Annotated in this window: 19 protein-coding genes; 12 read left to right on the top strand and 7 right to left on the bottom strand. The window is 67.9% G+C overall.

Annotation, left to right across the window (positions count from 1 at the left end; genetic code table 11):
• Positions 1-12 precede the first annotated feature (12 nt).
• A complete protein-coding gene (locus QZZ33_RS00940; RefSeq protein ID WP_291377594.1) occupies positions 13-267 on the bottom strand; it encodes a WhiB family transcriptional regulator in 255 nt (84 codons plus the stop codon).
• A 159-nt stretch (positions 268-426) separates the two neighbouring features.
• On the opposite strand from QZZ33_RS00940, the gene QZZ33_RS00935 reads away from it, so the two are divergent.
• Positions 427-822, top strand: a complete 396-nt coding sequence (locus QZZ33_RS00935; protein ID WP_291377593.1) for a hypothetical protein — start codon at positions 427-429, stop codon at positions 820-822.
• On the opposite strand, the gene QZZ33_RS00930 is transcribed toward QZZ33_RS00935, so the two are convergent.
• Entirely contained in the window at positions 789-2,660 is a 1,872-nt protein-coding gene (locus QZZ33_RS00930) for an FtsK/SpoIIIE domain-containing protein (RefSeq protein ID WP_291377592.1), read from the bottom strand. The genes QZZ33_RS00935 and QZZ33_RS00930 overlap by 34 nt on opposite strands.
• A gap of 67 nt (positions 2,661-2,727) precedes the next feature.
• Positions 2,728-4,845 (bottom strand): hypothetical protein, encoded by a 2,118-nt coding sequence (locus tag QZZ33_RS00925; protein ID WP_291377591.1) that lies wholly within the window; start codon positions 4,843-4,845, stop codon positions 2,728-2,730.
• An 81-nt stretch (positions 4,846-4,926) separates the two neighbouring features.
• On the opposite strand from QZZ33_RS00925, the gene QZZ33_RS00920 reads away from it, so the two are divergent.
• Entirely contained in the window at positions 4,927-5,601 is a 675-nt protein-coding gene (locus QZZ33_RS00920) for a response regulator transcription factor (RefSeq protein WP_291377590.1), read from the top strand.
• A 45-nt stretch (positions 5,602-5,646) separates the two neighbouring features.
• The gene (locus tag QZZ33_RS00915) at positions 5,647-6,921 is read left to right on the top strand and encodes an ATP-binding protein (protein WP_366475346.1); all 1,275 of its coding nucleotides are present in this window, start codon (positions 5,647-5,649) and stop codon (positions 6,919-6,921) included.
• On the opposite strand, the gene QZZ33_RS00910 is transcribed toward QZZ33_RS00915, so the two are convergent.
• Complete coding sequence (locus tag QZZ33_RS00910; RefSeq protein WP_291377588.1) at positions 6,918-7,421, bottom strand: GtrA family protein; 504 nt, start codon at positions 7,419-7,421, stop codon at positions 6,918-6,920. The genes QZZ33_RS00915 and QZZ33_RS00910 overlap by 4 nt on opposite strands.
• Positions 7,422-7,455: 34 nt before the next feature.
• Here QZZ33_RS00910 and QZZ33_RS00905 point away from each other — a divergent pair, with 34 nt between their 5' ends.
• Together QZZ33_RS00905 and purE are read left to right on the top strand one after the other, a co-directional pair.
• Positions 7,456-8,595 (top strand): 5-(carboxyamino)imidazole ribonucleotide synthase, encoded by a 1,140-nt coding sequence (locus QZZ33_RS00905; protein WP_291377587.1) that lies wholly within the window; start codon positions 7,456-7,458, stop codon positions 8,593-8,595.
• Positions 8,592-9,092, top strand: coding sequence for a 5-(carboxyamino)imidazole ribonucleotide mutase (purE, locus tag QZZ33_RS00900; protein ID WP_291377586.1), 501 nt, complete (start codon positions 8,592-8,594; stop codon positions 9,090-9,092). Before QZZ33_RS00905 ends, purE begins: the two co-directional genes overlap by 4 nt.
• Positions 9,093-9,123: 31 nt before the next feature.
• On the opposite strand, the gene QZZ33_RS00895 is transcribed toward purE, so the two are convergent.
• Both QZZ33_RS00895 and QZZ33_RS00890 read right to left on the bottom strand, forming a co-directional pair.
• The gene (locus tag QZZ33_RS00895; RefSeq protein WP_291377585.1) at positions 9,124-10,314 is read right to left on the bottom strand and encodes an LCP family protein; all 1,191 of its coding nucleotides are present in this window, start codon (positions 10,312-10,314) and stop codon (positions 9,124-9,126) included.
• 37 nt (positions 10,315-10,351) lie between these two features.
• On the bottom strand, positions 10,352-11,557 hold the full coding sequence (locus tag QZZ33_RS00890) for an LCP family protein (RefSeq protein WP_291377584.1): 1,206 nt from the start codon (positions 11,555-11,557) through the stop codon (positions 10,352-10,354).
• A 192-nt stretch (positions 11,558-11,749) separates the two neighbouring features.
• Here QZZ33_RS00890 and QZZ33_RS00885 point away from each other — a divergent pair, with 192 nt between their 5' ends.
• Genes QZZ33_RS00885 through QZZ33_RS00875 form a run of 3 tightly spaced genes read left to right on the top strand, consistent with a single transcriptional unit; the run spans position 11,750 to position 16,569 of the window.
• The gene (locus QZZ33_RS00885; RefSeq protein WP_291377583.1) at positions 11,750-12,064 is read left to right on the top strand and encodes a WhiB family transcriptional regulator; all 315 of its coding nucleotides are present in this window, start codon (positions 11,750-11,752) and stop codon (positions 12,062-12,064) included.
• A 27-nt stretch (positions 12,065-12,091) separates the two neighbouring features.
• On the top strand, positions 12,092-15,175 hold the full coding sequence (locus tag QZZ33_RS00880) for a glycosyltransferase (protein ID WP_291377582.1): 3,084 nt from the start codon (positions 12,092-12,094) through the stop codon (positions 15,173-15,175).
• Positions 15,172-16,569 carry a DUF5719 family protein gene (locus QZZ33_RS00875; protein WP_291377581.1) on the top strand — a complete coding sequence of 466 codons (1,398 nt, stop codon included), beginning with the start codon at positions 15,172-15,174 and terminating at the stop codon, positions 16,567-16,569. Before QZZ33_RS00880 ends, QZZ33_RS00875 begins: the two co-directional genes overlap by 4 nt.
• Here the strand turns inward: QZZ33_RS00875 and QZZ33_RS00870 are convergent.
• Positions 16,566-16,967 (bottom strand): metallopeptidase family protein, encoded by a 402-nt coding sequence (locus QZZ33_RS00870; protein WP_291377580.1) that lies wholly within the window; start codon positions 16,965-16,967, stop codon positions 16,566-16,568. The genes QZZ33_RS00875 and QZZ33_RS00870 overlap by 4 nt on opposite strands.
• 94 nt (positions 16,968-17,061) lie before the next feature.
• On the opposite strand from QZZ33_RS00870, the gene QZZ33_RS00865 reads away from it, so the two are divergent.
• Genes QZZ33_RS00865 through ahcY form a run of 4 tightly spaced genes read left to right on the top strand, consistent with a single transcriptional unit; the run spans position 17,062 to position 20,828 of the window.
• Positions 17,062-17,421 carry a DUF3499 domain-containing protein gene (locus tag QZZ33_RS00865; protein ID WP_291377579.1) on the top strand — a complete coding sequence of 120 codons (360 nt, stop codon included), beginning with the start codon at positions 17,062-17,064 and terminating at the stop codon, positions 17,419-17,421.
• A 41-nt stretch (positions 17,422-17,462) separates the two neighbouring features.
• Complete coding sequence (locus tag QZZ33_RS00860; RefSeq protein ID WP_291377578.1) at positions 17,463-18,884, top strand: phosphomannomutase/phosphoglucomutase; 1,422 nt, start codon at positions 17,463-17,465, stop codon at positions 18,882-18,884.
• A 9-nt stretch (positions 18,885-18,893) separates the two neighbouring features.
• Entirely contained in the window at positions 18,894-19,367 is a 474-nt protein-coding gene (locus tag QZZ33_RS00855; RefSeq protein WP_291377577.1) for a hypothetical protein, read from the top strand.
• Between the two features lie 21 nt (positions 19,368-19,388).
• Complete coding sequence (gene ahcY, locus QZZ33_RS00850) at positions 19,389-20,828, top strand: adenosylhomocysteinase (RefSeq protein ID WP_291377576.1); 1,440 nt, start codon at positions 19,389-19,391, stop codon at positions 20,826-20,828.
• The last annotated feature ends 1 nt before the right edge of the window (position 20,829 follow it).

The following is a 20,829-nucleotide window of genomic DNA, read 5'->3' as shown; positions in this document are numbered from 1 at the left end:
CCCTGGGCAGGTCTACTTGGCGGCGCGGCGAGCGCGGGCAGCGCGGCGCTTGAGAGAGCGACGCTCGTCTTCCGACAGCCCGCCCCACACGCCGGAGTCTTGGTTGTGCTCCATGGCCCATTGGAGGCACTGGTCGCGGACCGTGCAGGAGTTGCACACGGTCTTTGCCTTCTCAATCTGCACGAGCGCTGGCCCCGTGTTGCCGACTGGGAAGAACAGTTCCGGGTCGTCAACATCGAGACACGCTGCGCGGTCGCGCCAGTCCATGAAGTCTCCTCACAAAGAAAAAGGCGGCGACCTACGCTTGGGGTAGATTCGCCGCGTCGTCGCGGATCACTAAGGTCCATGGTCGCATTGTTAACAACAGATGACAAGGGTTAAAGCATGTAACGTCTGTCACAATTCCCGTGAGCGAGGTGGAGAGCGATGGACAAGAGGCGGGGAGCGACTGCCGTTCTCGACCTCGTCGCGCTCGTGATCCTCGTAGCGGAGACCGTCCTGGTGGGCTTTGTGGCGGTCGGCTACTGCATATATGCCCTACTAGATGGCGAGAATCGGCAGATGTCTGCGGCGCTGGGGGCGGTGATGGCCATCTTCGCCGTCGGCGTCGGAGCGTTCACGTGGGGCTTCGCGAAGCGGCGCAGGTTCGCTCTGAGCGGAGCCCTCGCGTGGCAGTTGATGCAAGCGAGTGTAGGCGTGTGGCTACTCACCGTGTGGCCGCTCGTGGGGGTGGTGCTGATCGTCCTCGCTGTGGTCGTGACGGTGTCCGTGGTGCGCAGGCTCGCGGACTATGGCAGAAGCGGTGAGATCGCCGCCTCCTGACGGCCCCGATTCGCGACGACGCCCCTCGCCACGGCGTCGGCGAGATGAGGAGCTGGGGTGACTTCGGCGCCTGCGAGGTGAACGCGCGGCGACCGCTCCGCCGTGGGCAACGCCACCTGAACTCGTGCCAGAGCCCCAAGAGTGCGTGCCACCCCGCGGCCGGGATTGTCGTCCCACCGCGCGGCGTCCGGCACGCCGACCACGCCGAGAGAGTCGGATTCCGAAGCGCAACGCAGCGCCACCGCGTGGGCGCAATTCGCCCTCAAGGAGGCAGTGATGGCACCTGCGGGGCGGTGTGTCGCGAGCGCCACGTGCACGCCCACAAAGTCTTGCGAGCCGGTGAGCGCCTCGATCGCGGCCGCGGCGGCGTGCGAACTGCCGGTCGCCTCATCGAAGTCGTCGACCACCACGAGCAGTCGGCCGGGGGCCCCGCCGGACGACTCCCACGTCCGCCAATCGGGCAGGCCCGATGCGAACAGGGCCTCGCGACGGCCTCGAGCCTCGTGCACCGCTCCCTCCAGCACGTGCAGGGCGTCGCCGCCACCTGACGAAACGGTCGCACAGGTGACGTGCGGCAGGTTCGCGCATGGCGCGAGCGGGCCTTCTGTGCCCGTGCCAATGAGCGTCACCCGCAAGCGGCAAGGGTCGTAGTGAGAGGCCAGCCCCGCCACGAGGGTTGCCAAGAGAGTCGATGCTCCGCTGCGCCGCGCGCCCGCTACCAGGAGGTGAGGGGTCGAATCGTCAAGGCGAAGAGTCCACGTCTCCAGATGGGGAGAGCTGAGTACGCCTAGCGCGACGCGCAGCGGCGGTCCTTCCGTTGCGAGTTCGCCCGGCTGGTCCAGGTCGGCCCACCGAACGGCCTTGGGCCACGGAGGGGGCGCAGCGCCCGCAATCGCTCGCGCGAGGGCGTCCGCGCGATCGCGCGAGACCGCGATCGGTAGTCGCGGCTCAGTGTTGGCGACCCCTGAGATGAGGGTGGAGGTGGCGCGCGCCTCAAGGCTCACATCGGCGGGCTGCGACGAGCCGCAACGGATGGTGCCATCGGTCGGCAGCGCGGCCGGCAGCCAGCGGAGCCATTCTTCTTCGAATGGTGCTGGCGAGGGTGGGCGGCGTCCGCGCGCCAGGATCATGGCGCGCGTTGCCTCGCGGGCGTGGGGACCGGTGATGGTGGCGGAGCCGGTCCATGCGCCGACGGTCGTCGGGTCCGGCAACCCTTGCCAGTCAGGGGTGGGAGTCCAGGGCAGGGCGGCGAGCCATCGGGCGAGGGTCAGGGACACGCGCCGACGGAGGTGGGCCTGCGGCGCGCTGGCGCCTCCGCGCACCTGCAGGGCGGTGGTGCCGATGCCGATGACGTCTCCCTGATGAGCGGTGAAACGGCGCCTCGAACCCCACCACCACCAACGCTCGCCGTCATGGCGCCACCACACGGTGCCGTTGGTTGAGCCCGCGTCCGCGCACGAGAGCCCACCGTCAGCCGCTGGCTCGACCACGAGGTGTGAAGGATTCATGGCATCGTCCCGGATCCCCTGGCGGCCTGACGCAGACCCCACTGTCACGGGGCCGTCGACGGCAATGATGACGCCCGCGTCTGGTCCAGCGATGGCGGCAAGATGCAGCCCCGCGAGGGGGGCGGTGTGCTCGCCTGGCCCGTCCCGTAGGCGTGCACCCTCCAGCAGCGGGTGATTGCCCACCCGGTGCGAAGGTTCGAGCAGTGTTGATCCGCACCAGGCGCGCTTGGAGGTGTTGCCGCCGAGCACCTCGGCCAGGCTGGTCCCCACGGCTGCGTGGAGCTCGACATCGTGAGTGTCGGTCAGCGAACGATCGATCGTGAGGCGCACCTTGGCACCGTGCCACAGCGCGTGCTTGCCGTGCGTGCTCGGCGAGGGATCTGTGGAGAACCGACGCCTAGGGCACGGGGGAGCCGTCGGCGGTGAGGGGCGTCAGGGTGCCGTCCGCCGCGACGACGCCAGCGAACCACGTGTAGTCGCGTGTGGAGGCGATCTGGGGCATGTGTTGCAACGCGTACTCGCCCTGAACAGTCTGCGACGTCACCACCGGTGTGGGCGGGGACTCCCAGAACCAGTCGCTATCCCGAGTGAGGACCACCGGCGCTTCGCCCCAGAGGTCGGTGGCGCGCCGCAAGGTGTCGGGCGTCGGCTCCTCCAGCGCGAGCACCACGGGAACGTCGCACATCACGCGGAGCGATCCGAAGTGGGAGGAGGTGCCGGCGAGGATGATGGGCCGACCGTCCGCCACCGCGCACAGCGCGTCAAGTTGGGCTCTGGCGCCGTGTTGCTCCCTCAGGTAGGTGTACGTCGCGAACTTGACGGGGTAGTCGTCCCCAGGCCGGATGCTGACGTACGTGGTGACGGGCATAGCGACCATGACAATGGTCGCCGCCGCAACGAAGCGGTGTCGCAAGTGTGGCCATCGTTCGGCGAGGAGGTGTGCGAGCCACCACGCGCCCACGCCCGCGGCGAGCGCGAGGCCCGGCAGCGTCGCCGGTTCCAGCCTGCGGATGGCCCACAACTGGTCCGGCACGATCTGGGGTCGCGAGAGGTACAACAGACTGGGCGCGAGCACCGCACCGAGGAAGACCCACGACTCGAACCTGGCGGTGACCGCCCGGTAGGCGATCACGGCCAATCCCACCGTGGCGAGCACCAGCAGGGGCCACGTGAGGTAGTAGCTGAGCCACGTGACGGTGTGCTCGGCGTAGGTGCGCGTCGGCTCGATCGCGTAACCCTCCGCCTGTTGAAAGGAAGCGACGACGGTGTTGGTGAACTCGTCCGTCTCCGACGTGGTGCCGCGGTGGACTGTCAGCCACAAGGGTCGGGATGCGAGGGTCACGCTTGCACCGGCGATGACGACGGCGACCACTTGCCCCGCAGCGGTGCTGTGCGCGGCCAGAACCTCGCGAAGGCGCCTCGCGAGCACACTCGACCAGGTCACCGCCCACAGAAGAAGAAGGGCCACGACGACGGCGTAGGCGGTGCCCAGCTGACGGGCCTCGTCGCCAAGGCGCTCAAGGTACGCCGCGCTCCACCGCGCGAGCGAGGCGTAGCCAGCACCCACGAGCACTGCTTGCGCGAGCCCAAACACCATCAAGCGGGAGCGAGCACTCGGCCCCTTGAAAGCGGCCGCGATGGAGACGCCCACGAGCACCCCGAGCGCGTAGGCGCCTCCGTCGATGCGCACCAGGGTAGTGGCGCCAGACGCAACGCCTGCCGCGATCAACGCCCAGTGACGTCCCTCTTCGAGGCCCCGCCACGCCCAGTGGATGGAGGCAATCACCAGCAGCAACGTGAGTGGCTCCGAGTACGCAGCGCGCGACAACCCGAGGTGCGACACGGTCAGCGCGAGCGTCGCCGCAGGGGCGAGGGCCGCAAGGGGGCTGAGGAACCGGCGCGCAAGGTTGTAGACGGCGAGTGCGCCGACGCCCCCCACTACGACATTCGCTGCGAGCACGCCGGGCACCCCCGCGATCCACCCGCCCACGGAGATCAGCGCGGGGAGCGCCTTCGCGCCTTGCGGCTGCACTAGGTCGCCGTCCAGGTTCCAGGCCTGCCAGGCATCGGGGAGAAGGTTGTGCTGGAGTTCGGCGACAGGTATGGCCCCGAGCGTCGGTATGTCCGTCGAGGCGTGGTCGATGAGCCAGACGCCTGACAGGGTGAGGAAGCCGGGGTCGCGGCTGACAATCAGATACTCGGCCGAGAGCACGATGCCGACGGCGATCCACACCAAGACACTCAGCATGGCCCACTTGCCCGCCTGCCGAGCGGCGGGGGTGTGCCGAGCGGTGCGCGGTCGGACCGCCGCCCACAACCCCCAGGTGGCCACGGCGGCAAGCGGCAGCGTCGTGTAGGGGCGGTGAATGCCTAGCGAGGCGGTGGTGGCCGCGGCGAGCGCGAGGGCCACGAGGGCCACCACGGCGAACTCGGGGGCGCCGTTCCACCCGAGGCGCGCCACAGGGGCGAGGACTGTCCCCAGTCTTGATGGCGTGGTGCGCGGCGCTATGGTCACGTCGGGACACTACCAATCGTGGCGGCGACCTGCTGTGCCGCTCGGCGTTGCAAACTCCGCCGGCGCGGGTAATGTTGCCCCATGGCGAGAATTGTCTTGGTCGAAGATGACCCGACCATTTCAGAACCCTTGACCCGGGCTTTGGGACGCGAGGGCTATGACGTGGAGTGGCACGGCACCGGCCAGGGCGGGGTAGGGGCTGCTCACTCGGCCGATCTGGTGATCCTCGATCTAGGGCTCCCTGACATCGACGGCGTGGATGTGGCCAGGCGCGTGCGGGATCAAGGCCTGACCGTCCCGATCCTGATGCTCACCGCCCGCGCCGACGAGGTCGACCTGGTGGTGGGCCTCGATGCTGGAGCCGATGACTACGTGACCAAGCCGTTCCGCCTCGCCGAACTCCTCGCGCGGGTGCGAGCCCTGTTGCGCCGCGGCGCCGACGCCGAGTTTGCGGGCGAAATCGCCGCCGGGGGCGTCAGGGTGGACGTGGCGGGACACCGCGCGTACCTCGATGACAAGGAACTCCAGTTGAGCGGCAAGGAGTTCGACCTTCTTCACGTGCTCGTGGCGCACGCGGGTTCGGTGGTGTCGCGCGAGCACCTCATGAAGGAGGTGTGGGACGCGGATCCGCACGCGCCGTCCAAGACGCTCGACATGCACGTGTCGTGGCTGCGCCGCAAGCTGGGCGACGATGCGGCGAAGCCGCGCTTCATCACGACGGTGCGGGGCATGGGTTTCCGTTTCGAGAATGACTGAGCGGTGCGACGTCGCGTCCTAGGAGCTACGCTCTCCGCCTTGGCAGTGGCCATCTTGTTGCTGGGAATCCCCTTGGCCGTGTTCGCCTTCCAGTTCGTCAGGGACGCCGCCCTGCGCGACCTCGATTCCCGTACCGCGACCGCCGCGCGCGCCATCGAGGCTCGCTACGTCTCTGGCGAAGTGCTCGACGAGTCCATTCTCGAGAACTTCCTCGGCACCGCCTCTGGCGCTCCTCGCCACATCACCGTGCGCCTGCCGGACGGCACTGAGCTCACCGCTGGAGAGGAACCCCAACCGTCGTTCAGGGGTAGTGAAGTGACCGAGTCCGACGTGGTCGTCCTGTTGTCGATTTCTCAGTCAGACGTGTTCTGGGAGGCGGCGCGAGCGGACCTCTTGGTGTTGGTCGTGGGAGCCGTCGCCGTGATCGCCGGTACGGCCATGGCGTCGTGGCAGGCGAATCGTTTGGCGGCGCCGCTGGTGTACTTGGCTGCGTCTGCCGAGCAAATCGGTTCTGGTCAGACTCGCCCGCGGCTCGAGCCGAGTGGCGTGGAAGAGATTGACCTGGTGGCGGAGGAGTTGGTGCGCAGCGCGGATCGCATGGCAGCTCGGCTGTCTGCGGAACGCCAGTTCGCCGCCGACGCCTCACACCAATTGCGCACGCCGCTCACGGCCCTGATGATGAGGCTCGAGGAGATCTCTGCGTCGACCACTCAAGACGAGGTGCGTGCAGAGGCGGAGGCGTCTCTCGAGCAGGTAGACAGGCTCGTTGGCGTCGTAGACGAACTGTTGGGCCGCACGCGCAGGGCGCTCGGCTCCGGCACGGAACTGGTGGAGCTTGAGGACGTTCTGGAACAGCAGCGTGCTGAGTGGGAGCCCGCATTCGCCAAGGCTGGCAGGGGCCTCCACATCGCGAGTACCGAGGGGACGGTGTTCGCGACGCCCGGTGGCCTGTCGCAAGTGTTGGCGACGCTCATCGAGAACTCTTTGCACCACGGCGGCGGCACGACGGCCATCGTCGCGCGTGAATCAGGGCCCAACCACGCGATTGTGATCGAGGTGCGCGATGAGGGTGACGGGGTGCCGGAGGACTTGGCTCCGCGCATCTTCGAGCGGTCGGTCACGTCTGGCAAGGGCACCGGTCTGGGACTCGCGCTCGCGCGCGACCTGGTCGCCGCAGACGGAGGACGGCTCGAACTGTCTCAGCGCGCGCCTGCCGTGTTCTCCGTGTTTCTTCAGGGCGTGCCACGCATGGTCGACCTCGACACGGTGGTGCCGCACCGCCTCTCGCGTTCTCAGCGCCGTCGCTGGCTCCGCCGCTAGTCGTCTGCGTCGTCCGTTGAGCCCGCGTCGTCCGTTGCGCCCCCGGCGAAGACCAGCATCGTGAAACCGAAGTAGCGGATCACGGTTCCCAGTCCGATTCCCACGAGCGACGAGGCGTTGTCTGCCAGCAGCGACGTCCATCCGAATCCGTGGTGAGTGAGCGCGACGAGCGACGCCTCGACCGCGATGGCGACGGCGTTGACCGCTCCGAAGAGCATGAGTTCCTTGGCGGCACGGTGACGACGCTGACCCTTGAAGGTCCAGCCGCGGTGGGCGATCCACGCGAACACGATCGACGCGATGGTGGCGATGACCTTGGCGGTGACGACGCGGTCCTCGTTGCCAGCCACGGTGACGTCGGGGCCGAGTGGTCCCAGGCGTAGCGCATTGAAGACGCCCAGGTTCACGACGATGCCAGCGACGCCCACCGCACCGAAACGCGCGAGGGTTCCGGCGCGTTGGCGCAGCCACGCCACGATGGCTCGGATGCTGACGCTCATGAGGCACGAGCGTAGCGGCCGGTAGGTTAGTCGCATGACGACAGTGGCAGTGGTGGGAGGCGGGCAGCTGGCTCGCATGATGGCTCCTGCCGCGACCACGTTAGGGGTGACGTTGCGGGTGTTGGTCGAGTCGCCGGAGGCGTCGGCGGCACTCGCGGCGCACGAGACGGTGGTCGGACTCCCCGGCGATCCAGACGCGGTGCGGCTGCTCCTGGCTGATCCACGGCCGGATGCCCTCACGTGGGAGCACGAGCACATTCCCGACGCCGTGTTTGACGTGGCGGCCGAACTGGGCGTGCCCGCGCGCCCTGGTCGCGAGGCCCTGCTGTTCGCTCGCGACAAGATCGCGATGCGGCAACGCCTCGAGGCGCTCGGCCTGCCGATGCCAGCGTGGCGGCGCGTGGAGACCGAGGACGAGGTGGAGGCCTTTCTCGCGGTCCACGGCGGCGTCGGCGTACTCAAGACGTCACGGGGAGGCTACGACGGGAAGGGAGTGCGCATCGTCCGCAATCCCTCCCACGCCGACGAATGGCTGGCGGCGGCGGCAGAAGGTGGGGCCGCGTTGCTCATCGAAGAAATGGTGCCCTACACGCGCGAGCTGGCCATTCAGGTGGCGCGCAGCCCCTCTGGCGAGGTCAAGGCATGGCCGCTCGTCGAGTCGATTCAGCGCGATGGGGTGTGCTCAGAGGTGATCGCGCCAGCCCCACGGCTCACGCCCACGGAGCAGGCAGATGCCGAGACCATCGCGCGCACGATCGCCGAGGCCCTGGACGTGACCGGGATGCTCGCGGTCGAGTTGTTCGAGGTGGGCGGCAGGCTGCTCATTAACGAGCTCGCCATGCGACCCCACAACTCGGGCCACTGGAGCATCGAGGGATCGGTGACCAGCCAGTTCGAGCAGCACCTGCGCGCCGTGCTGGATTGGCCGCTGGGGGACACCGCGGCGCTCGCGCCCGTGACGGTGATGACGAACGTGCTGGGCGGGTCGCGGACGGTCTTGGAGACGGCATGGCCGCAGGTGAGCGACCCTGGAGCCAAGGTGCACCTGTATGGGAAGGGTGTGCGTCCAGGTCGCAAGGTGGGACACGTGACCGTCATGGGTGACCGGGTAGACGATGTCAGGAGGCGCGCAGCGCACGTTGCCGCCGTCGTGAGGGATGGAGAGCAATCGTGAGCATTCGCGTGGGTGTGGTCATGGGTTCGGACTCCGACTGGCCCGTCATGGGCGAGGCGGCCGCCGTGCTCGAGGAGTTCGGCATCGGTTACGAGAAGGACGTGATCTCGGCTCATCGCATGCCGGAGCAGATGATCGAGTACGGCCGCACAGCCGAGGATCGGGGCCTGCGCGTCATCATTGCGGGTGCGGGCGGCGCCGCGCACCTGCCCGGCATGCTGGCTTCCGTCACCGCGCTCCCTGTGATTGGGGTGCCCGTGCCCCTCACGTACCTCGACGGCATGGACTCCCTACTCAGCATCGTTCAGATGCCTGCAGGCGTACCCGTCGCGACGGTGTCCATCGGCGGCGCGCGCAATGCGGGGCTGTTGGCGGCGCGGATCCTGGGTTCTGGGGAGGGGCAGGAGGCCGCGGCGCTACGCGAGCGGATGAGGGCGTTCCAGGAGGACCTGCGCGCCGCGGCTGAGTCGAAGGGTGCGAGGCTTCGCGACGCGTAGCCTCATCGAGCGATGCCTAGTCGTGTCGACCTCAGCCGACCGAGCAGGCGTCGAGGATTTCTTGCTCGGTAGCGGCCTGTGAACCGCCGGTGGCGTCCGGCGTCCCAGCGGTGGGCTCCGTCGGCACCACGGCACCGTCGTTGGCCGGCGAGTTTGACTGGGCGTCGAGCAATGGGGCGATTGGCTGGTCGGCCTTGAGCGCGTCCCATACCGCCGGCGCCTTCGACGTGAGAACCACGCGGAAGCGAATGTTGGGGTCGTCCATGACCGGCGCGGTCGCGAAGGTGATGTCCGTCGACGGGTTGAGGCTGCGCAGTGAGAAGCCCAGCCCCGCCATGTAGTCGAGGCTGCCCAGTCGCTCATCGAGGGTGAGGGAGCCAGCCACCGCCTTGATGAAGTTGGTGATGTCTTGGGGTCGGTACAGCATCTCCGCGCTGAGCACCTTGCTCGCGAGGTTCTTCAGAAACTCCTGTTGGCGGTCGATCCGGTCGAGGTCGCCACCGTTGGTGTTGAGACCCTTGCGCATCCGCACGTAGGCGACTGCCTGCTTGCCGTCGAGCTTCTGCGGCCCTGGCTGCAGGTAGGTGCCGGACAGGGGATCGTTGTACTCGACCGGGATGCACATCGGCACTCCGTCGACGGCATTGACCATGTTGACGAACCCCACAAAGTCGATGACCGCGTAGTGGTCGAAGCGAATGTCGGTGATTCCCTCGACCGTTCTCATGGTGCACGCCGCTCCGTCCGAGTCGAGGTCCGTGGTGCGCACGCCGTTCGCAAAAGCCTCGTTGAATTGACCGTAGTACGGCTTCTGCGTCGAGCCGTCGGATCGCTGACATTCAGACAGGTTGACCATGGTGTCGCGGGGAATGGACACGACGTCGATGCGGGATCGGTCGGCGGAGATGTGCATGATGAGGGTGGTGTCGCTGCGCTTTCCTGACTCCTCACCGCCGATCGCTGCGTTCCCGCCGCTGCGGTCGTCCGAACCGATCAGCAGGATGTTCAGCGCCGAGCCTGAGGACCCGTCGGTGGGCGGTGGCGGCGGGGCCGGCCGGTTGGGACCGAGTAGCGGGTCGATGTCGGTGGTCGTCACGGTCGCATCCCACTTCGCACTGAAGGCCTGAGTGAAGACCAGGCCAAAACCTGCGGCGGCAGCGAGCGCCCAGGCGAAGCCCGTCATCACGACGTGGCCGCGCGAGGACCGGGCGTGGCGCGTCACGAGTGCCTCCACGGGACCCCCTCCCTGCTCGGTGTTGTCAGCCAGCAGCGCAGGCGTCGAGGATGTCGTCCTGCGACGGAGCATCAGAGCCGCCAGAAGTCTCCGGCGTGCCGGGGCTCGGTGCCGTCACCACGTTGGATTCATTGGCGGGGGAGGCCGACTGGGCATCCAGCAAGGGGGCGATCGGTTGATCGTCGATGATGGCCTGCCATACCGCGTCTGCCTTCGAGCTGAAGATCACGTGGTTGCGGTTGTTGGGGTCCCCGACCACGGGTGCCGTAGCAAACGTCACGTCTGACGAGGGATTGATGCTGCGCATGGAGAACGCAAGGCCGATGAGCGTGTCCAGATCGCCAAAGCCGTCGTCCATGGTCAGGGAGCCAGCAACTTCGCGGATGAAGTTGGTGAGGTCTTGGGGCTTGTAGAGCATCTCCGCGCTCAGGATCTTGCTGGCAAGGTTCTTGAGCAGCTGCTGCTGACGGTCGATGCGGTCGAGGTCCGAACCGCTAAGTCCCGTGCCGTGGCGCATGCGCGCGTAGGCGAGTGCTTCTCGCCCGTTGAGCACTTGAGGCCCGGCGGCGAGGTTGGTTCCGGAGTAGGCGTCCTTGACGGCGTGCGGGATGCACATGGGTACCCCGCCGATGGCGGTGACCATGTCTTGGAAGCCCACGAAGTCAACGACCACGAAGTGGTCGATGTGGATGTTGGTGAGCGACTCCACCGTCTTGATGGTGCACGCCGCGCCGTCGGAGTTGGATCCGTTCGCGGCGCCGTTCGCGAAGGCGATGTTGAACAGGCCGGTCCAGCCGCGTTGCGAGGTGCCGTCGGAACGCTCGCAGTCCGCGATCCGCACCGTGGTGTCGCGCGGGATCGATACGACCTCGACTCGCGAGCGATCGCCGGAGATGTGCATGATGAGGGTCGTGTCGTTGCGCTTCCCGGCCTCTTGGCCGCCGATCTTGGCGTTGTCACCCGAGCGGTCGTCTGAGCCCATGAGCAGGATGTTGACGGCCGCGCCTGAGGACCCGTCCACGGGTGGTTCGGGAGCGGCGGGGCGGTCGGGGCCGAGGAGGGGCTCGACGTTGGCTGTCACGAGCTCTGCTTCTAGCTTTGTCTTGAAAGTCATGGTGAATACCAGGCCAAACCCTGCGGTGGCTGCAAGGATCCACGCGACTCCCTGCAGCACGCGATGCCTGCGGACAGTCGTGGCGTGACGGACCCGAACGTATTCGGTCGAACTCATGGTACAAACCCCCAAATAGGCGCGAGGAACTCATTGTAAGTCCCCGCGGTGGTCGCGCTTCTGAGCGTAAACGTCACGGCGCCACGCTCGGTTCCCGAGCGAGATGCGTCACAGTGCGCTACATTCGACTTGACGGGCACGGATTACACGGGTGTAATTCACTTCGAGTGTGTGTCGATCGGAGGACGGGCAATGTGGAATCTGTATACCGGCTCCGTGCCGACCGATGTGGGCACCACGCCGGGCTTGGCCCCTGTGGTGGACATTTTCGGCGGCGAAGCAGACGGACCGCTGTCGTGGCAAGACCGCGCGCTGTGCGCGCAAACGGACCCAGAGGCATTCTTCCCCGAAAAGGGAGGCTCGACTCGTGAGGCCAAGAAGGTGTGCACGTCGTGCGAGGTGCGCTCGGAGTGCCTCGACTACGCGCTCGCACACGATGAGCGGTTCGGCATCTGGGGCGGCCTTTCAGAGCGTGAGCGTCGCAAGCTCAAGCGTCGCGCGGTCTAGCGCACGTCCCCGCTGCGGCGGAACCCCGTGAGCACGCCCTACGTGAGGGCAGTGCTCGTCACCGACGGTCGATCTGAGCACCTTTCCGCCACCCTGGCCGCGCTCGTGGCACTCGACGAACAGCCCTCGATCCTGCACATCGTCGTCACTGGTGGCGCCAACGTCGACGTTCCAGAGGCGCTCGCGGCCGACGTTCGCCGAGTCGACGCCCCCACGTACGCCGACGCGTTGAGCGGACTGCTCGACACAGCGGGCGCGCGCGAGGGCGAGCTGCTGTGGCTCCTTCACGACGACACCGCGCCACACGCCGACGCCTTGGCAAGGCTCGTCGCCACGGCCACCAAGCGCCCTCGCGCCGCGGTGGTAGGCGCGGGTCACGTGCGCTGGAACGACGCGTCCCGGCTCGTGAACCTGGGAACCACGGTGTCCAAGGTGGGGGCGCGCCGCGTGGCGCTCGTGGTCGAGGACGACATCAACCAGGGTCAGCATGACTGGCGCGAGGACGTCATGGCGGTCTCTCTCGCGGGAGCCTTGGTGCGTCGTGAAGCCTTCGAAGCGCTCGGCAGGCTCGACGCCGGATACGAGGGATTTGGCGACAGCCTCGAATGGTGCAGAAGGGCGTGGGCCGCTGGTCACGATGTGGTGATCGAACCTCGTGCGCACGTGAGGCATGCCCAAGACGGCCTCTATGGAGCGCGCTCCCGGCGAGGCGGCAGGGGATCGACACACGCCCGCAGACGTGTCAGCGAATGGCATCATGCGTTCGCCTGGGCCCCGTGGTGGGCCGTCTTGCCGTTGATCCTGCTCATACCCCTGAGCGTGGCCCTGAGAATCGTGGCGCGCCTCGCACAGAACGTTCCGCGGCGTGCTCTCGCCGAGCTCTCGGTGCCGTTGCTGCTGATCGCACGAGCGCCCGCGATCATGCGGACGTCGGCCGCCCATCGCGCCGTGGGCGCGACGGGGCCCATCGAGGATCGCCTCTTCGCGAGCGTCAGGCAAGTTATCGATGCCGTGAGGCACCGTGAGTTGGGGACCTTTGAGCGCTCGCGCGCCTCGCGGGTGCCGAGCGAAATGGTGAAGGCGGAACTCGACGCAGCGGCCGCTCGCCAACGCCTCAGCCTTCTCACCACAACCGCGATCGCCGCCCTAGCGTCGGTAGCGGTGGGACTCGACTACATGCGCGCACTTGTTGCCGGAAAGATGGTGGCCGGGCCGGGTATCGGCTCCACCGATCTGGCCTTCCAGACAGTCTGGACGCGAGCCTGGACCGGGTGGGCGGACGTCGGCTTCGGTTCGGCCGGTATCGACGGCGCGTACGCGGGCCTCATGGCTCCCTTCGCGGCTTTTCCCGGAGGCTTGCGCGTGGGAATCGGCGTGCTGCTCATCGCCTCGCCCTTCGTGGCGGCACTGCTCGCATGGTGGGCCGCTGGCCATGCCACGCGCGGGCCGTGGATTCGCGCGGCCGTAGCGCTCGTGTTTGGGTTCTGGCCCCCGTTCCTCGCAGCGGTGGCCGACGCCCGTGTGGGCCCAGTGCTCGCTCACGTGGCGCTCGTGGCGGCGGCCGTGGCCCTTGCGCGCGCCGCGGGGTGGCGCCGTGGAGAGTTGGTCGCTGGGCGCATCGAATCTCCGACCCCCGCGCCTTCGCCTTCTGCGGGACTTGCGGCGGCGCTTGCCGTGACCGTCGCGACCGTTGCGCAACCGGTCCTGCTGCTCCCGGTGGCCGTGATCGTCGCCGTCCTCGGTGCCATGGCGGGCCGACTGCGGTGGAGGGTGTGGGCCATCGCCACAGTTCCGATCGTGGTGGGGCTTCCCGGCCTCGCCGCCGCGGCCAGGCTTGCACCCGACGCCAACCTGGTCGCCTCCGTGCTTGCGCGCGAGCCCGGGCCTGGGGAGGCCTTCACCGGGAGCGCATGGCGCGTCGCCTTGGGAATGGCCGACACGTCCCGCTGGCCGTCGACCCTCGGCGCCGCGTGGCCCATCGGCATCGTCGGTGGTGTTGCGGTCGTGGCGTGCGCGATCGCCGCGATCGCATCGCGCAGGGCATGGCAAACCGCCGCCGCCGGCCTCGTGGTGATGGCCGCAGGCGGGGCGGTGGCGGCCTGGTCAGCGCATGCGACTGCGGCGTGGCCGGACGGGGCTGGCTCCGGCGCGATCTCGGGATGGCCGGGAACCGGCTCCTCATTGGTGCTGGTGGGCGCGCTGGTGGCGGCCGCGGGGGCGCACGGCACTCTGCTTGCCGGAGACGGCACTCGGTTTGCGGTCGGGAGGGTCCTTTCGGCGGCCGTGGCGACGGTCGCTGCTGGCGCCTCGGTGGCCGTGATCGTCTTTGTGGCGTGGCCCGGCTCCCAACCCGGTTCTGCCACCACGGTCGGCACGCACGTGTTGCCGCTTGCCGTGCCGCTCGAGCAGGAGGGGCTGGCACGTCAGCGCGTCTTGGTCCTCGCCTCTACTGGCGACGGCGAGGTCACCTACTCAGTGCTGACGCACGACGGTTCGTCTCACGCGATCGGTAGGGCTGAGTGGGGGCCCGAAGGGGAACCGCTCGGCGGATCGGGAGGCGAGACCGTGGCGATCGACACTCTCGCGCCGACGGTCGCGGAGGCGGTTCGGTCGGGAGCCGCGGACCTGTCTGCTCTGCGTGAGTGGGGCATCGGCACCGTGGTGGTTGCCCCTGGCGGCACCCGGATACAAGGCGCGCTCGACCAGAACGCCAGCCTCACGCTGGTCGGCGGATCCGAAATTGGCACCACGTATCGGCTGGACGGCGGCAATGTGTCGCGAGCGTGGTTCGCGACGGATGACGAGAGACTCGCCGTGAAGTCGTTGGTCACGTCGGGAGGGCCAACGGAGTCGCCTACAGAAGGCGGGACCCTCGTGATCGCCACTCCCTCGGCCATCGGGTGGACCGCACAGCTAGACGGACACGAACTCGACAGAGTTGACGACCCCTTGGGCCGGGTCGCCTTCGATGTTCCACCGGGAGGAGGCGCGGTGACATACGAATACCGCGACCCCGCGCAACGCTGGTGGTGGTGGGCGAGCTTGGCTGCGGTCGCGTGGGCCCTCATCGGCTCAGTGCCCCTCAGGCGATCCAAGGAGGTGGCCGAATGATCCGCCGCATCGTGGTGTCCGCCGGAGCGCTCGCCGTGGTCACAGCGTCGGCCGCCGCGACCATCATCGTCGCCTCGCCGCCGCTCGAGATGCCCACGCCGATGTCTTTCGAGATCGAACCACCCGCGCCCGTCGTGGCCTGTCCAGGGGGGCAAACCGTCCCCGTGGGGGACGTGGGCACAGGAGGCGACCTGGCCTCAGAACCGACGGTGCGCACGCTCGACGTGTGGGGACCCACGTCAACTCGCGCGGTCGGGCTCGGCCTCGGAGCGGACGATGCGATAGCCGTGCAGACGGAGCGAATCGCTGACGGAGATATCGAGGGTTGGGCGGCCCTCACGTGCGCGCAGCCTTCCTTTGACCAGTGGCTCGTGGGCGGCGCGACCACCCTTGGGTCGAGCACACGCCTGGTGCTCTCCAATCCCAGTACGGCGCCCACAGAGGTCACCGTGACCATCTATGGACCGTTGGGGGCTCGGGAGGATCAGGTGCTGCTCCCGATTGCGCCTGGCGACTCGGTGCAGAGGCTCATCGAGGGCGTTGCCACGCAGATGAGCGCGATCGTCCTGCGGGTCGAGGCCACTGGTCCCGGCGTGGTGGCGGCGCTTCAGGACTCCCGGCTGGAGGGTTTCCAACCCGCTGGCACCACCTGGGTGGGTGCGAGCGCGCCAGCGACAGACTCGGCCATTCCGGTGGTCAATGCCGACGCGCAGGCGGTACGCAACGACGACGCGGCGAGCGGCAACACCGACACTGGGTCCGCCACCCCTGCCGTAGCGATCCCAGGACCGGCGGTCACCGTGCGGCTCATGGCGCCGGACGGCGCCCGTGTGGAGCTGTCGCTCGTGTCCCCAGAGGGAATCGAATCGTGGTCGGTGGGCCAAGCGATCACGCTCGATCCTGGAGTGGTCACCGACATCGACGTACCCACCGACAGGCTCGGAGCCATCGAGGTGCGTTCCGACGAGCCGGTGCTCGCCTCCGCCCGCACCGTGGTCGCGCGTGCGCCGCGCGAGGGCCTCGCGGCAGACGTTGCCTACGACCACACCTGGGTTCCCGCCATGGACGTGCGCACGCCCACCACACTGTCGGCAGTGGTTCCCTCCGACGGTGCGCGGCTTGCCGTCTACTCGCCGGTCGCGGCGCAGGTTGAGGTTCTGGGCGACGCCGACGAGGTGGTGGGATCCGCCGACATCGCCGCCCGCACGGTCCAGTGGGTACCGATCACCGCAGCGCAGGGCGCACGCATTCACATCGAAGGCGTCTCGGCGTGGGCCTTTGTCATGACGTCGCCCGATGGCTACATCGCGTCCGCCGCGCCCGTCGACATCAGCACGACGTTCTTGACGGCGACGGTGCTGCCCGACACCTACCCGGCGTCTGGCGGAGGCTAGTCGGTCGCCCCGTAGTCGGGGTCCACCTCGTCTGGCCTCATCGACAACAGGTGTCCCACCTGCTCGGCGAGGATGTCCCGCACCAAGCCGGGAAGTTCGTCAGCAGACGCCCGCTGCTCGAGGGGTCGCCGGTACAGCACCACCCGCGTGGGCGCCCCGTACTCGCCAGGGAACACCCGCCCCAGGGGCACGCCGTGCTCCCACGGCGCGGGTTCAGACGGCGGCACGTCCTCGACGCCAAACTCCACCCGGCCCCATTGCTTCGACCACCTGCTCGCGAGGCGCTCAGAGCCTTCGGCCGCAAGTTCGTCAAACACCTCCGCGCGCGTGCGATAGCCGGGCAGCGTCGGCGGAATGAGCGGCCTTCGTGGCCCCCTGCCGTGCGTGTCTCGCCTCATGTCGTGACCCTAACGCCTCGGTGGCGGTAGCGGACGAGGCGACGCCCGGCGTGGTGACGGCTCGGGGCCACCGCCGAAAGGTAGCGTCACTGCTGTGATGGCAACCAGGCAGTGCTCCAAGACGGCGTGTGCACGCCCCGCCGCGGCGACACTCACCTACGTCTACGCGGACTCCACCGTTGTTGTCGGGCAACTCGCGACCGAAGCCGAGCCTCACAGTTACGACCTGTGCTCCTCGCACGCCGAGCGCTTCACTGCGCCGCGAGGCTGGAACGTGGTGCACATCCACCAGGATTTCGAGGAGCAGGGGCCGTCGCCTGACGATCTTGACGCTCTCGCGAGGGCAGTACGTGAGGCTGGCAAGCCCGTGACCGCCCCGCTCGCTGACCCTCGCCCTCCGCTGGCTTCCGAGCCGCGCCGCGGCCACCTGCGCGTGGTGGCGTCCGACGGCTAGAGCGGCCCGCACTGCGGCGGCGGCTCGCTAGGCTTGACCGCGTGAACCCACCAGATCTGAGCGGCCTCATCAAGTCCTATGACGTGCGAGGGGTGGTGGGAGAGGACCTCACTGACGACGTCGCCCGCGCGATCGGCTCCGCTTTCGCCGACGCCATTGTGTTGCCTGACGGCGAGGACACCGTCGCCATCGGCTACGACATGCGAGACAGCTCGCCTGGTTTGGCCGACGCCATCACAGAGGGCCTGACCGCCCGCGGCGTGAACGTCACCCGCATCGGCCTGTGCTCGACAGACGGCCTCTACTTTGCCTCTGGAACGCTTGATCTACCAGGCATCATGATCACCGCGAGCCACAATCCAGCCGAGTACAACGGCATGAAGATGTGCCGCGCGCGCGCCAGGGCGGTGGGCGAGCACTCCGGGCTGGGGCAGGTGCGCGAGCTGGCCTCCCGCTATCTGGTGGAGCCGCCAACGCCAGCGGCGCACCTTGGTGCCGCCACCGAGCGAGACATGCTCGCCGACTACGCGGCGTTCCTACGCAGCCTTGTTCCCCTGGAGGGCGGGCGCCGACTCAAGGTGGTGGTGGATGCCGCCAACGCGATGGGCGGCTACACGGTGCCAGCGGTGCTCGGAACCGCCGCGGGCCTGCCCGAGCTGCCGCTCGACATCATCCCCTTGTACTTCGAGCTCGACGGCACGTTTCCCAACCACGAGGCAAACCCCCTCGACGAGGAGAACCTGCGCGACCTCCAGGCGGCGGTCAAGGAGCACGGCGCCGACATCGGCCTGGCCTTCGACGGCGACGCCGACCGCTGCTTCGCGGTGGATGAGCGCGGCGAGATTGTGCGCGCGTCCGCCATCACGTGCCTCGTGGGGTTGCGAGAGACGGCCAGGGAGGCCGCGGCCGGGCGCACTGCGAAGGTGATCCACAACCTCATTTCTTCGCGAGCGGTCCCTGAGCAGTTGTCGGCTGCCGGTGCTGAGCCCGTGCGCTCCAAAGTAGGCCACTCCAACATCAAGGCGCAGATGGCCGACGTGGACGCCGTGTTTGGGGGAGAGCACTCGGCTCACTTCTACTTTAGGGACTTCTACTTTGCCGACTCCGGCATGCTCGCGGCCATGCACGTGTTGGCCGCGCTGGGGGAGTCGGACGCGTCGCTGTCCACCCTGTTGGCGACGCACGACCCGTACCCAGCCTCGGGCGAGATCAACTCCCGCGTCGGCTCAGTGCCCGAATCCCTCGAGCGCGTGCGGGAGGCGTTCTCTGGCGAGGGTGTCGACGTCGACGACTTTGACGGGCTGACGTTCACCCACTGGGGATCTTCAGGGGAGTTGTGGTGGTTCAACGTGCGCGGCTCCAACACGGAGCCGCTGCTGCGGCTCAACGTGGAGGCCGCCGACCGCGAGGTGATGGAACGCGTCCGCGACCGTGCGCTCGCCGTGATCCGCGAGCGGAACTAGGAGCGGCTGGTGGACGCATACGACTCCGGCTACGCCTTCGGCCAACTCTTCATGGGGCTACTCATTCCGCTGGTCATTATCGGTGGCATCGTCGCCGGAATCATTGCGCTGGTGAGAGCGTCGAAGAAGCCCGCGGTTCAGCCCACGGTGAGCGCCTTCTACTTCACCAAGTTCGGCCTTCGTCCGGGCGAGAGATTCGGCACGGTGTGGTGGGGGGCGCATCGAACCGGGTCACGACTCGTCGTGACCATCACCTCGGCGGGCGACCTCGTGATGAATCATTACGAGCAACAAGGCGCGCCGGTGCGCATTCATCAACCGTCAAGCACCGTCAAACTTGGCGCCGTCATGGCCGTCAACGGTCCTGCCTCCCCGAGCATGGCCGAGGTGACGCTGGCCAGCGCCGAACACCAGCCCTTCACGATCTACCTGGAGCCCGCCGCTGCTGAGGCGGTGGCGCGCTGGGCCGCCCACCGCTCGTGAACCCACCGAAAGAAGACCCCCATGATTGAGCACATCGTCGCCGACCTCGCCTTGGCCGACTCCGGCCGCCACCAGATTCGCTTGGCCCAGGTGGAGATGCCTGGCCTGATGGCGCTCCGCGAGGAGTTCGGGGACGCGCAGCCGCTCAAGGGCGCGCGCATCGCCGGATCGCTTCACATGACCACGCAGACGGCCGTGTTGATCGAGACCCTGACGGCGCTCGGTGCCCAGGTGCGATGGGCGTCGTGCAATATCTTCTCCACCCAAGATGACGCGGCAGCGGCCATCGTCGTCGGCCCTGGAACCTACAGCGCGCCGGGCGGAGTGCCGGTGTTCGCGATCAAGGGCGAGACCATCCAGGAGTACTGGGAGTACACCGACAGGATTCTCACGTGGGAGGGCCACGATGGGCCCACCATCATCCTGGACGACGGCGGAGACGCGACGCTGCTGGTGCACGAGGGTGTGCGTTTCGAGACGGCTGGCGCGGTGCCGCCCCCGCTCGAAGAGGAGGACCCCGCCTACAACGCGGAGGTCGAGGGGATGAGGGCCGTGCTGCGCCGCTCACTCGCCGCGGACCCGACGCGCTTCACGCGCATGGCTGCAGGCATCGTCGGCACGAGCGAAGAGACCACCACAGGTGTGCACAGGCTTGACCAGATGCACGCGCGCGGCGAGCTGCTCTTCCCCGCCATCAACGTCAACGACTCTGTGACCAAGTCCAAGTTCGACAACAAGTACGGCATCAGGCATTCGCTGCCTGACGGGCTCAACCGCGCCACCGACGTGCTCATGGGCGGCAAGATCGCGTTCGTGTGCGGCTACGGGGACGTGGGCAAGGGAGCCGCGGAGGCGCTGCGCGGACAAGGCGCTCGGGTGGTGGTGTCAGAGGTGGATCCGATTTGCGCCCTCCAAGCGGCGATGGACGGCTACGAGGTGACACGCGTCGAGGACTACGTTGACCGCGCTGATTTCTTCATCACGACCACGGGCAACAAGGACATCATCCGTGTGGAACACATGGCCGCCATGAAGGACAAGGCGATCGTGGCCAACGTGGGCCACTTTGACAACGAGATCGATATGGCGGGGCTTTCCCGGTCTGGCGCCAAGCGCGAGCCGATCAAGCCGCAAGTGGATGAATGGACGTTTGCGGACGGTCACTCGATCATCGTGCTGAGCGAGGGCAGACTCATGAACCTCGGAAACGCGACGGGCCACCCCAGCTTTGTGATGTCGGCATCGTTCACCAACCAGGTGCTCGCGCAGATCGAACTGTGGACCCACGTCGACGCGTACCCGCTGGGAGTGCACCGGCTTCCCAAGGAACTGGACGAGAAGGTGGCGCGGTTGCACCTCGACGCACTGGGCGTGAGCCTCACCGCGATGACTCCGTCGCAGGCCGACTACCTGGGCGTGCCGGTCGACGGCCCGTTCAAGTCCGATCACTACCGCTACTAGG

It is taken from the genome of Demequina sp., assembly GCF_016278775.1.
GTDB lineage: Bacteria > Actinomycetota > Actinomycetes > Actinomycetales > Demequinaceae > Demequina.
The sequence above is the reverse complement of the archived record's forward strand: the minus strand, read 5'-3'. Positions and strand labels throughout refer to the sequence as shown.